Here is a 12,424-nt window from a genome sequence, read left to right on the forward strand (position 1 = left end):
AGCCGGGTGAGCGCAGACCACACCGCCCCGGGCGAGGCCGGTGCCCTGCCCCGGCGCCCGACCGTCGCGGACCACATCGTGTCCCGGCTGGCCAGCTGGGGTGTGCACCGCTACTTCGGCTATCCCGGTGACGGCATCAACGGCATGACCTCCGCGCTGCAACGCACCAACGAGCGGGCCCAGTTCATCCAGGTACGGCACGAGGAGACCGCCGGTTTCGCCGCCTCCGCCCACGTCAAGTACGGCGGCGGACCGCTGGGCTGCGCCCTCGTCACCAGCGGGCCGGGCGCCATCCACCTGCTCAACGGCCTGTACGACGCCAAGCTCGACCACCAACCGGTGGTCGCCCTGGTCGGGCACACCGCGACCACCGCCGAGGGCGGCGGCTACTACCAGGAAGTCGACCTGCTCGCCCTCTACAAGGACGTGGCGGCGGCGTTCCTGGCCCAGCTCGACCACCCCGCGCAGGTGCGCCACCTGGTCGACAGGGCATGTCGTACGGCGTTGGCGCGGCGTACCGTCACCGCCCTGATCCTCCCCCTGGACCTCCAGGACGAGCCGGCTGTCCCGGACCCGCCGCACGCGCACGGCTACTACCAGACCAGCAACGCGCCGAGCAGCACGCCGACCGTGCCTCCGGCGGCGGACGTGCGCCGGGCGGCCGAGGTGCTGCGTGGCGGGCAGCGGGTGGCCATGCTGGTCGGGCAGGGCGCTCTGGGCGCGCGCGACGAGGTCCGCGAGATCGCCAACCGACTCGGGGCCGGTGTGGCCACGGCACTGCTCGGCTTCACCGCCGTCGACCACCGCGAGTCGTGGGTGACCGGCGCGATCGGGCTGCTCGGCACCCGACCAAGCTGGCAGCTGATGACCGGCTGCGACCGGCTGCTGATCGTGGGCAGCAACATGCCGTACTCGGAGTTCTACCCGCCGCCCGGGCAGGCCCGCGCGGTGCAGATCGACCTGGACGGCACCCAGCTCGGGTTGCGGTACCCGACCGAGGTGAACCTGACCGGCGACGCCCGCCCCACAGTGCGGGCCCTGCTGGACGAGCTGGGCCCCGGCCCCGGGCCGACCGCCTGGCGGGCGGAGATCGCCGACAACACCTCAGCGTGGCGGCGGGTGCAACGCGACCTGGCCGAGCAGACCGCCGACCCGGTCAACCCGCAGTTGCTCTTCCACACCCTCAATGAACGCCTGCCCGACGACGTGATGCTCGCCGTCGACTGCGGCACCACCACCGCCTGGTACGCCCGACACATCCAGGTCCGCCCCGGGATGCTGGCCAGCCTGTCCGGAACGCTGCTGTCCATGGGCGGCGCCATGCCGTACTCGCTGAGCGCCAAGTTCGCCCACCCGGACCGGCCGCTCGTCGCACTGATCGGCGACGGCGCCATGCAGATGAACGGCGTCAACGAGCTGATCACCGTGGCCAAGTACTGGCGGAGCTGGGCCGACCCACGGTTCGTGGTGCTGGTGCTCAACAACCGGGACCTGGCGTTCGTCAGCTGGGAACAGCGCTCCAGCGAGGGGACGCCGATGTTCCCGGACAGCCAGCAGTTGCCGGACATCGCCTACCACCAGTGGGCGGAGGTGCTCGGGCTGCGCGGCGAGCTGATCGACTCGCCGGAGCAGATCCCCGGCGTCTGGGACCGGGCGCTGTCCGCCGACCGGCCGGTGGTCATCAACGCCCTGGTCGACCCGGCCGAGCTGATGCTCCCGCCGCACTTCACCGCCGAGCAGGCCCGCAAGACCGCGGCGGCGGTGCTGCGCGGCGACACCGACTGGGCCGGGATCGTCCGACGCGGCCTACCGGCCACCCTCGCCAGCTACCGCCCCCGCCGTCGCAAGGGCTGAGACCGTCAGCCGCGACGGTCCAGCCAGCGTTGCAGGGCCGAGCGGGGGTCCTGGGTCGGCTGCTGCTGACGCTCCGGGACCACGGGACGCTGCACGGGGCGGCGCGCCTCGCCGGCCAACTCGCGGCTGGGTGCGGCGAACGCCTTCTCCGGCTGACCCTTCACAGCGGTGGCGATGACCCGGGCGACCGCGTCGATCACCTTGCTCTGCACCGCGGAGCCCACCGAGTCGGCCGGGTCGTCCGGGTTGGCGGCGATGCCGGCCACCGCGACCTGCGGGGTGAAACCGACGAACGTCTCGGTCGAGTTCTGCTCCGAGCTGCCCGTCTTACCGGCCACCGGCCGGCCGTCGAGGATGTCGTTCACACCGGTCGCGGTGCCGCCGTTGCACTGCCCGAACGCCGACTGCTGGCCCACCGGGCAGCGAGCCGCATCGGTCGCGGCACGGGCGACGTCGACGTCGATGACCCGCTTGCAGGACGGCTGACCAACCGGCACCTTCGCACCGTCCGCGTCGGTCACCGAGACCACCGGCACCGGTGTGCAGTAGGTGCCCTCGGCGGCCACCGTGGCGTACGCGTTGGCCAGGTCCAGCGGGGTGGTGGCGGCGACGCCGAGGGTGAACGATCCCCAGTTCGCGGCGTTGTCCTTGGCGAAGGCGGCGTCCGTGTCGGCCCGGAAGGTGATGCCGAGGCGCTGCGCCATCTCGACCACCTTGTCCTGGCCGACCTGCTCGGCCAACCACACGAAGTAGGTGTTCACCGAGCGGCCGAAGCCGTCCCACATCATCCGGTACCCGTCCATCCAGTCCGGGTTGGCGTTCGCCGGGCACCAGCGGCCCTCACAGCTGCCCGGCCCCTCGGCCGCGTACCGGGTGGGCAGCTTGGCGGGCGCGTCGAAGCCGGTGGAGAGGGTACGGCCCGACTCCAGCGCGGCGAGCATGGTGAACAGCTTGAACGTCGAGCCCGCCTGGTACCCGTCGACGCTGGCCCCGCCGGAGATCAACGGGTTGACGGTGTTCGGGTGGTTCGCCTGCCCGGCCGGGTTGTCGGCCAGGCTGTAGTGCCGGTTGACCGCCATGGCCAGCACCTGCCCGGTGCCCGGCTGGACCGCCGCGATCGGCAGGGCGCGCTTGTTGTCGTATCCGTAGACCTTGGTGGCCTGCTGCTGCGCGGTGGCCTGGATCTTCGGGTCCAGCGAGGTGACCACGGTGTAGCCCCCCGACCGCAGGGCCTGCTCGCGCTCGGCGACGGTGGCGCCGAACGCCGGCTGGGTCAGCCACCACTGCCGCAGGTAGTCGCAGAAGTAGCCCCAGTCGTCGTGGCCCTGGGAGACCGCCGTGCAGCCGTTGGGCTGGGCGGTGGGGTGCAGGGTCAGCGGCTCGGCCTTGGCCTGGGCGGCCTGCGCGGCGGTGATCGCGTTGGTGGCGACCATCGAGTCCAGCACGTACGACCGGCGGGCCAGCGCCGCGTCCTTGTCGCCGCTGATCGGACTGTACGCGTCCGGGGACTGCACCAGGCCGGCGAGCAGGGCCGACTCGGCGAGGGTCAACTGCGCCGGCGGTTTGCCGAAGTAACGCTGGCTGGCCGCCGCGATTCCGTACGCGCCGGAGCCGAAGTAGGCGATGTTCAGGTACCGGTCGAGGATCTCGTCCTTGCCGAGGCTCTTGTCCAGCGCACTCGCGTACCGGATCTCCTGGATCTTGCGCCCGAAGGTGGGGTCGGTGGCGGCGGCGCGCTCCTCGGCGGTGCGGGTGGGGTCGGTCTTGAGGACGTTACGGACGTACTGCATGGTCAGCGTCGAGCCGCCCTGCTCGGTGCCGCCGCCCTTGACGTTGGCCACCAGTGCCCGGGCGAGGCCGCGCAGGTCCGCGCCGCCGTGGTCGTAGAAGCGCCGGTCCTCGGCCGCCACGATCGCCTGCCGCATCACCGGGGCGATCTCCGACAACGGCACGTCGGTGCGGTTCACGTCGTAGAACGTGGTGATCAGCGTCTTGCCGTCGTTGGCGTACAGGTACGAACGCTGCGGCGTGGCGGGGGTCTTCAGCGAGGCGGGCAGCGCGGCGTACGACCCGAGCGCGGCGCGGGCGCCGAGCCCGAGCAGCAGGTTGCCGGGCAGCGCGGCGACTGCCAGGACAAGCCCGGCCAACACGCCGGCGAGCAGCACGGTGAACAGCCGCGACAGCGGCGAGCGGGGGGCGGCCATGCTCCCCAGGATTGCCACGAAAGCCGCCAACCGACCACCCCCGACCCGCGATTGTCAGCAACTTCACGCCCCCCAACCAGCCAACCCCCACCCCTCTGCCCGGTGATCAAGAGGTTTGCGTCAGCCGAGGCACCATTTCTGACGCAAACCTCTTGATCACCGGAGCTGGGCGAGGGCCGAGGGCCCGGTGGGTGCGTTAGGGGTTTGGGGTGCTCAGGCTGGCGCTGGCGGCATCTCTCGCGGTTTCACGGGGCATCAGGCGGCCGGAGCGGTAGCCGATGCCGATGCCGGCGATCAGCACGAAGATCGCGCCGAACGTCTGCAGGGAACCGATCAGGGCGCCACCGAGGCCGAGCAGCGGCGCGGCGATGATCAACATGACGCCGTCGCCGAGACTGAAGGTGCCCGAGCGGGCCACCGCCCATCCGGTGAGGAACCAGCCGACGCTGTAGAACGTCGCGCCGAGCAGGACCAGCGACCGCGCGGTGGTGCCGAAGACCGGTGTCTGCTCGGCGAGCCCGGCGAACGGCAGCATCAGCACGGTGCCGGCGATGCTGACCAGTAGCCCAGCGGCGGCCACCCGGCGGCTGCGGGTCGCGGCCAGCAGACCGGTGAGGGCCAGCAGCGCGAGCAGGCCGAGCCAGACCGCGGCCACCCAACCGATCAGGTACACCGCCTGGCCGTCGGCCGGATAAGGGTCGTTGCCCACCCCTCCGTCACTGGCCATCGCCACCGCGCCGTAGAGGATGGCGTACGCGGGCAGCAGCCACACCGCGGCCCGCGCGAACCGACGTATCGACCAGGCCCAGGTGGCGTTCGTGGCCGGAGCGCCCGGGCTGGGCTCGCCCACGAACGGCAGTACGCCGAACCCGCCTCCGCTGCGCCTGGAGCCCAGCGGGGCGACCGGGTCGTGCGCGCCGGGCACCGGGGCCGAGGACCACATCCGATTCGCCGGATCCTTCATGCGTCACCTCGCTCGTCCACGAGCGGTGCGAGACGCGCCGGGGCGCCCCGATTGCCTGGTCACCACCCGTCCTAGGACCGATCGTGGCAGGCGTCGGAGCGCCCCATGAGACTTTCTCGTATTAAGGCCGTGATCAGCCGCGTTCCCGCTGGTCGGCCGGGTCCTCGGTCAGGCTGGCCGGGGACACCGGCTCCGGGGCGGGCAGCCCCTGCGGCTTGTTGCCGCCGGTGGCCTGCGCCTCGGCGACGCGTACCTCGTCGTGGATCTGCTGGGCGGCATCCGCAGCGGCCTGCGCCGCCTCCGCGGCCTCGCGCTGGACCTGGCTCGCGTGTTCGGCCGCCTCCGGTGCGGGCAGGTCCCCCACCATCTGGCTCAGCCCGCCGAGCGCGCCACCCATGCCCTCCAGGGCCTTGGTCAGCTCGGCCGGGACGATCCAGACCTTGTTGGCGCTGCCCTGGGCGATCTGCGGCAGGGCCTGCAGGTACTGGTAGGCGAGCACCTTCTGGCTCGGGTTCGCCTGGTGGATCGCGTCGAAGACCGTCCGAATCGCCTTCGCCTGACCCTCGGCCTTCAGGATCTGGGCCTGCCGGTCACCGTCGGCCCGCAGCACCGCCGACTGCTTGTCACCCTCGGCGGTGAGGATCACCGACTGCTTGTGGCCCTCGGCGGTGAGGATCGCCGCGCGACGGTCACGCTCAGCGCGCATCTGCTTCTCCATGGAGTCGCGGATGCTGGCCGGCGGCTCGATCGCCTTGATCTCGACCCGGGTCACCTTGATGCCCCAGCGGCCGGTGGTCTCGTCCAGCACGCCGGAGAGGTGCCGGTTGATCTCGTCCCGGCTGGTCAGCGCGCGCTCCAGGTCCAGCGAGCCGATCACGTTACGCAGCGTGGTGACGGTCAGCTGCTCGATGGCCTGGAGGAAGCTGGAGATCTCATAGGTCGCCCGGACCGAGTCGACCACCTTGAAGTAGAGAACGGTGTCGATCGAGACCACCAGGTTGTCCGAGGTGATCACCGGCTGCGGCGGAAAGCTGACCACCTGCTCCCGCATGTCGACCTTGGTGCGCACCGCGTCGACGAACGGCACCAGCAGGTTGAGGCCGGGGCTGAGGGTGCGCTTGTACTTGCCGAGCCGTTCCACCACGTCCTGGCGCTGCTGCGGCACGATCCGCACCGCCTTCGCCAGCGTTATCACGGCGATCAGCGCCACCGCGATCACCAGCACCCCGATTATGGTCATTCAGTTCACCCTCTCGCTTCCGGCAGCTCGCCGGCGGAAGAAACATCGTCCTGCCAGACCAGGGCGGTCGCGCCCCGAACCTTGATCACTCGAACCCGTTGACCAGGTTCGTAAAATTGCGTCGTGTCATATGAGCGGGCGGTCCACAGCTCGCCGTCGATCTTGACGAGGCCGTGCTCAGCGTCGACCCGTTCCAGCACCAGCGCCGTGGAGCCCTCGATCGCCTCCACGCCGAACGGCTGCTCGCCGCTGTCGAGCGCGGAACGGCTGTGCCGCCGGATGACCGGCCGGACCACCACCACGCTCAACGCCGACACCACAGCGAAGACCAGCGCCTGCACCGCAACCGGAGCACCCAGGGCGGCGGCACCGGCGGCGGCGAACGCCCCGGCCCCGAACATGATGAGAAAGAGCGTCGTCGTGAAGATCTCGGCGACCGCCAGCACCACACCTAATACGATCCACACCACCGCGTCCACCCCCTGATCGTGACACGCGAATGCACGAACAGCCCACCTCTCATGATCAGCAGGCTCGCCGAAATGGACTGGCCGGCCGAAACACCCCCGGCTAGGGTCCGGTCCGAGCCACCGATCGAGGAGAGATTCTCTTGACCCTGCTGCCCGCGACCGCCCGACAGATCGACACCCAGGTCACCCAGGCGCAGATCGACGGTCGCACCCCGTCACTGGTGCTGGGCGTGGTCCGTGACGGCGCGCTCGTCCACCTGGCCGCCGCAGGCGAGCAGCCCCGCCCGGACGCCAACCTGCAGTACCGGGTCGGCTCGATCAGCAAGACGATGACCGCGTCCCTGATCATGCAGCTGCGCGACGCCGGCCGGCTCAGCGTCGACGACAAGCTGGAGAAGCACCTGCCGGGCACCGTTGTCGGCTCGCTCACCCTGCGTCAGCTGCTCGGGCACGCGAGCGGCATGCAACGCGAACCTGAGGGCGAATGGTGGGAACGGGCAGCGGGCACCGACCTGGCCACGCTGCTCGCCGGCCTGACCGCCGACAAGGTCGCCTATCCGCCGCACACCGCGTACCACTACTCCAACCTGGCGTACGCGCTGCTCGGCGGGGTGCTCGAACGGCTCACCGGAACGCCCTGGGCCGACCTGCTCAACGACCGGCTGCTCGGCCCGCTCGGAATGCGCCGCACCACGTACGCGGCCACCGAGCCGTACGCCCGCGGCTACGTCGTACACCCCTGGCACGGCACGCTGCGCGAGGAGCCCCGCACCGACACCGGCGCGATGGCCCCCGCCGGGCAGCTCTGGTCGACGATCGAGGACCTCGGCCGCTGGGCCGCCTTCCTCGCCGACCCCGACCCGTCGGTGCTGGCTGCCGGGACGCTCACCGAGATGTGCGCGCCCGTGGTGATCAGCGATCTCGACTCCTGGACCGGCGGGCACGGCCTGGGGCTGGAGCTCTACCGGGACGGCGAGCGCGTGTACGTCGGGCACGGCGGCTCGATGCCCGGGTACGTGGCCGCCCTCGTGGTGCACCGGCCGACCCGTACCGCCGTGGTCGGCTTCGCCAACTCGTACGGCTTCCCGATCACCGGGCTCGGCCGCCGACTGCTGACCACAGTGTTGGACGCCGAGCCGGCGTTCCCGCAGCGGTGGCGGCCGGCCACCGCCACGCCCACGGCCGAGCTGGCAGAGCTGACCGGCCGCTGGTGGTGGATGGGCACCTCGCTGGACCTGTGCTGGGACGCGGGTGACCTGGTGGCCCACGTCCGCGGTGAGCGGGTGAGCCGGTTCACCGCCGAGGGAACGGACCGCTGGCGGGGACGCTCCGGCCCGGAGAACGGCGAGATCCTGACGGTGCGGCGCGACGACAGCGGGCGGGCGGTGGCCGTCGACATCGCCACGTTCGTCTTCACGCGCAGCCCCGACGAGATCCCCTGACCCACCGGACGGGTCAGCCGGCTCAGGGGGCTTCGGTGACGAAATCGATGAGGCGTTCCATGGCGTTGATCAGGGGAGTCTCCACGTTGGCGAAGCTGTTCACCCGGGACAGGATGTGCCGCCACATGTCCGCCGGCTCGGCCACGCCGAGGGCCGCGCAGACCCCCTCCTTCCACGGCCGCCCCGGCGGCACGACCGGCCACGCCGCGATACCCAACGCCGCCGGTTTGACCGCCTGCCAGACGTCCACGTACGGGTGGCCGGTCACCAGCACGTAGGGCGAGTTCACCCGGGCCACGATCCGGCTCTCCTTGCTGCCCGGCACGAGGTGGTCGACGAGCACGCCGAGTCGTCGGGTCGGGCCGGGGCCGAAGTCGCGTACGTCGGCGTCGAGGGCGTCGATGCCGTCCAGCGGCTCCACGACGACACCCTCGATCCGCAGGTCGTCGCCCCAGATCCGCTCGACCAGCGCGGCGTCGTGGATGCCCTCCACCCAGATCCGGCTCGCCTTGGCCACCTGGGCGCGGACGTTGTCCACCGCCACCGAACCGGACGCGGTGCGTCGACGGGCCGCCGGCACCGGCGCGCGGGTGGGGCGGCGCAACGTCACCGGGCGGCCGTCGAGCAGGAACGCCGCCGGCAGCAGCGGGAAGTTGCGCCGTCGGCCATGCCGGTCCTCCAGCACGACCGCGCCGGCCTCGAAGCCCACCACCGCTCCGCAGAACCCGGAGTCGGCGTCCTCGACCACGAGATCCGGTTCGGCGTCCACCTCGGGGGTGACCTTCCGCCGCCGCCAGTCCCCCGCCAACACGTCCTCGCCGTATCGCCCCGCCATGTCGATCACGCTAACTCCCCCACCAGCACCCCGCGCCCCGACACACCGCCTCACCCCACCTCACCACTCAGTCGATCATGGAGTGGATTCGAGGCGGCCCAGGGTGCTCTCGACCGGTGCCGGCCAGACGGAGTCCTTGAGGCCGAGGGCGTCGCGGAGGTAGGCCCACGTGAGCCGCTGGATCAGAGCAACCCTCTCGGGGTTCTCGTCAGTCGTCTCCCTGGCCTCGTAGTCGGAGATGCCGCCGAGCGAGTGCTCCGCTCCGAACAGCGTGAGCAGGCTCTTGCTCCCCGGGCTCAGGTGGTACGCGTCGGTGAACCAGCCCGGCCCACGGACCGACAACGGGGAGTCGTCCCGATCGCCCGCGACGACGAGGGTCGGGGTGTTCATGTCCGCGAAGCTCGGGCTCATGAAGGGAAAGTGTTCGGCAGCGAACGGGGAAAGATCGCCTCCGCCCCGGCCGGTCACGGCCAGGAGGACGCCTGCCCCGATCCGTTGGTCGGACATGTCCTCTCCGGGGTTCCCGTCGGCGTCGAGGACTCGGGCACCCAGCAGGGTGCTCGCCGTCTGGGCGCCCCAGGAGTGGCCGGCCACGGCGATTCGGGTGCGGTCGAGACGTCCAGCGAGGCTGGGAACGGACGACTCCAGCAGGTCGAGCTGGTCGAGGGTGCGCTTCAGGTCGTCCACCCGGATTCGCCAGATCCGCGGTGTGCGGGTGTCGTCGGGCGGAAGGTTCAGGCGCCGTGAGTCGAGGTGGGTGGGCTGGATGACGACGAAACCGTGCGAGGCCCAGAAGTCAACCAGCGGACCGTAGTTGGTGGCCGCAGAGCCGAAGCCGTGCGAGAAGACGATGACGGGCAGCTCATGGCCGGTCGTGGGTGCGGAGACGCGTACGTGCAGATCGTTACCGCGATCCGGGGTCGGCAACGTGATGGGGTGGACCGTGACGACTGGCGTGGGCTCTGGCATCGCGTGCATGGTCGTTCCTCCGTGACTTGGGATTGGCCTGCCGTTCTGGCATGCTGCATATGCGGAACTTGGTTCCGCTAAAACATACGGAACACGGTTCCGTTTTTTCAAGGGATGTGACGGGGGTAACGGTGGCCGGCACGGAGTCGGGTGCCCCGCGCAAGCAGCGGGCTGATTCGCGGCGCAACGAGACGGCGCTGCTGGAGGCGGCCGCTGCGGCATTCGTCGTCTCCGGAGTCAATGCGCCGGTGCGCGACATCGCCGCCAGGGCGGGCGTCGGCGTCGGGACGATCTACCGCCACTTTCCGACCCGGGCCGATCTGATCGTCGCGGTGTACCGACACCAGGTCGAGGCATGCGCCGAGGCGGGCCCGGTGCTCCTGGCCGAGAGCGCCACACCGCACGCCGCACTGGCGAGCTGGATCCACCTCTTCGTCGACTTCCTGGTCACCAAGCACGGCCTGGCCGAGGCGATGCGGTCCGACGACGCCGCCTTCCAGACGCTGCACGCCTACTTCCTCGACCGGCTCGTCCCGGTCTGCGCCGAACTGCTCGACGCCGCCAGCACGGCGGACGAGATCATTCCCGGCATGGACGCCCTCGTCCTGATGCACGGCATCGGCAACCTCTGCATCGGCGCCGACAGCCCTGCCTACGACGCGCGCCTCATGGTCGGACTGGTCATCGAGGGCCTGCGGCTGCGTTAGCGGTACGCGGGCCGGGTCGCAGCGGCGCGCCACAGCCGGGGATCGGGCGAAGGGGGCAGTTCGGGGCAGGCCGGGCGGCGGGAGCGGCAGCCGAGACAGAGCCGGTCGTGACCACGTACCCTTTCGGCATGTCCACCCCCGCAACGGGCGCGGCCACAGTCGCGCCGCGCCGGTCGAGCCGGTTCGTTGCCTGGGTGCGCGCGTGGCGCGCCGGGCTGGTGCCGTACGACGAGGTCGCCGACGCCATCGCCGGCAACGAGGAACATCTCGTTGCGGACGCCCCGGGCACCTGGACCGACGTCCCGCTGGGCGCCGCGCTTCCGACTCTGGCCAAGCTCTCACCGGACGAGATCCGCCTGGTGCTGCCCGCGCCGGGCGACCCCCGGGGGCTGCCCGGCCCCGGTGACTTCGCCGGCGCGGCGCTGGTCACGGGTGAGGCGGTGGTGGCCGGCGGGCTCGGGTTGATCCCGGAGGTCCGCTCGCACACCTCCGGCTCCGGGGACTGCTTCGAGACGGTGCTGTGGCGGGTCTACCCGCTGCCGGCCAACGCGCCCGCCGCGTCACTCTCATTGCCCGGCGCCGCCGAGGCGGAGGCCGAGCTGGCCGCCGCGCTGGCCGAGACGACCGCCGCGCTGACCCGCCTCGACGTGGCCCAGTGGCGGCCCGAGCTGGCCGGTGCGCTGGCCGCGCTGCGCCGGCCCGACGGCGCCACCGACCTGCCACCGGGCTTCGACCCGCGGGCCCGTCGGCTCTTCGCCCGGGCCGCGGTCCTCGACCGGGTGCTCGCGCTGGCCGGGCACGCCGCCCCGGGCGGGGCGATCAACAACTACGAGGCGCAGCAACGGGACGCGGCTCTTCGCCCGTTGACCGCGGCCTGCCGGCAGGCGCTGGTGGCCGCCTGCAACGCCCCCCTGCGCCCCTGACCGGAGCCCCGCAACACCGGTTGGAATTTGGTCAGACCTCGTCGAGCAGGTCCGCGACCGAGTTGATGATCCGGGACGGGCGGTACGGGTAGCGCTCCGCCTCAGTGCGGCTGCTGATGCCGGTGAGCACCAGGATGGTCTCCAGCCCGGCCTCCAGGCCGCACAGGATGTCGGTGTCCATCCGGTCGCCGATCATCGCGGTGCTCTCCGAGTGAGCGTTGATCGTGTTGAGCGCCGAGCGCATCATCATCGGGTTCGGCTTGCCGACGAAGTACGGCTCCACCCCCGTCGCCTTGGAGATCATGGCGGCGACCGAGCCGGCGGCGGGCAGGGCGCCCTCCACGGAAGGGCCGGTCACGTCGGGGTTGGTGCAGATGAACCGGGCTCCGTCGTTGATCAGTCGGACGGCCTTGGTGATCGCCTCGAAGCTGTAGGTGCGGGTCTCGCCGAGCACCACGTAGTCGGGGGCGAAGTCGGTGAGCACGTAGCCGACCGCGTGCAGCGCCGTGGTCAGCCCGGCCTCACCGATGACGTACGCGGTGCCGCCCGGCCGCTGGTCGGCGAGGAACTGCCCGGTGGCCAGTGCCGACGACCAGATCGACTCCTCCGGCACGTCCAGTCCCATCCGGCTCAGCCGGGCCGTCAGGTCGCGCGGGGTGTAGATCGAGTTGTTGGTCAGCACCAGGAACGGCTTGCCGGAGGTGCGCAGCCGGTTGATGAACTCCGGTGCGCCGGGCACCGGCTGGCCCTCGTGCACCAGCACGCCGTCCATGTCGGTCAGCCAACTCTGCACGGGCTTGCGGTCATGCATGATGA

General features: G+C 71.3%; 11 protein-coding genes. 4 read left to right on the plus strand and 7 right to left on the minus strand.

All coding sequences use genetic code 11. The features are described from left to right. Positions 1–6 precede the first annotated feature (6 nt). Entirely contained in the window at positions 7–1,854 is a 1,848-nt protein-coding gene (locus tag GA0070619_RS18200) for a thiamine pyrophosphate-requiring protein (protein ID WP_088949167.1), read from the plus strand. Positions 1,855–1,859: 5 nt separating this feature from the next. On the opposite strand, the gene GA0070619_RS18205 is transcribed toward GA0070619_RS18200, so the two are convergent. From GA0070619_RS18205 to GA0070619_RS18220, 4 genes are all read right to left on the minus strand, one after another. Then, complete coding sequence (locus GA0070619_RS18205) at positions 1,860–4,058, minus strand: transglycosylase domain-containing protein (protein WP_231927093.1); 2,199 nt, start codon at positions 4,056–4,058, stop codon at positions 1,860–1,862. Between the two features lie 196 nt (positions 4,059–4,254). Further along, positions 4,255–5,022, minus strand: coding sequence for a hypothetical protein (locus GA0070619_RS18210; protein ID WP_088949169.1), 768 nt, complete (start codon positions 5,020–5,022; stop codon positions 4,255–4,257). Between the two features lie 133 nt (positions 5,023–5,155). Continuing rightward, on the minus strand, positions 5,156–6,262 hold the full coding sequence (locus GA0070619_RS18215) for an SPFH domain-containing protein (RefSeq protein WP_088949170.1): 1,107 nt from the start codon (positions 6,260–6,262) through the stop codon (positions 5,156–5,158). A gap of 5 nt (positions 6,263–6,267) precedes the next feature. After that, complete coding sequence (locus GA0070619_RS18220) at positions 6,268–6,741, minus strand: NfeD family protein (protein ID WP_088949171.1); 474 nt, start codon at positions 6,739–6,741, stop codon at positions 6,268–6,270. Between the two features lie 131 nt (positions 6,742–6,872). On the opposite strand from GA0070619_RS18220, the gene GA0070619_RS18225 reads away from it, so the two are divergent. Further along, complete coding sequence (locus GA0070619_RS18225; RefSeq protein ID WP_088949172.1) at positions 6,873–8,174, plus strand: serine hydrolase domain-containing protein; 1,302 nt, start codon at positions 6,873–6,875, stop codon at positions 8,172–8,174. A 22-nt stretch (positions 8,175–8,196) separates the two neighbouring features. Here GA0070619_RS18225 and GA0070619_RS18230 read toward each other — a convergent pair whose 3' ends face one another. Then, a complete protein-coding gene (locus GA0070619_RS18230; RefSeq protein WP_088949173.1) occupies positions 8,197–9,009 on the minus strand; it encodes a DUF3097 domain-containing protein in 813 nt (270 codons plus the stop codon). Positions 9,010–9,084: 75 nt separating this feature from the next. Further along, a complete protein-coding gene (locus GA0070619_RS18235) occupies positions 9,085–9,987 on the minus strand; it encodes an alpha/beta hydrolase family protein (RefSeq protein ID WP_088949174.1) in 903 nt (300 codons plus the stop codon). Between the two features lie 122 nt (positions 9,988–10,109). Between GA0070619_RS18235 and GA0070619_RS18240 the strand changes: the two genes are divergently transcribed. Continuing rightward, positions 10,110–10,685, plus strand: coding sequence for a TetR/AcrR family transcriptional regulator (locus tag GA0070619_RS18240; RefSeq protein ID WP_231927094.1), 576 nt, complete (start codon positions 10,110–10,112; stop codon positions 10,683–10,685). Positions 10,686–10,813: 128 nt separating this feature from the next. Then, positions 10,814–11,608 (plus strand): hypothetical protein, encoded by a 795-nt coding sequence (locus tag GA0070619_RS18245; RefSeq protein WP_088949176.1) that lies wholly within the window; start codon positions 10,814–10,816, stop codon positions 11,606–11,608. Positions 11,609–11,639: 31 nt separating this feature from the next. On the opposite strand, the gene GA0070619_RS18250 is transcribed toward GA0070619_RS18245, so the two are convergent. Beyond that, on the minus strand, positions 11,640–12,419 hold the full coding sequence (locus GA0070619_RS18250) for an HAD-IIA family hydrolase (RefSeq protein WP_088949177.1): 780 nt from the start codon (positions 12,417–12,419) through the stop codon (positions 11,640–11,642). Between the last annotated feature and the right edge of the window lie 5 nt (positions 12,420–12,424).

The sequence above is a fragment of the Micromonospora zamorensis genome (assembly GCF_900090275.1).
In the GTDB taxonomy this organism is placed as follows: Bacteria; Actinomycetota; Actinomycetes; order Mycobacteriales; family Micromonosporaceae; genus Micromonospora; species Micromonospora zamorensis.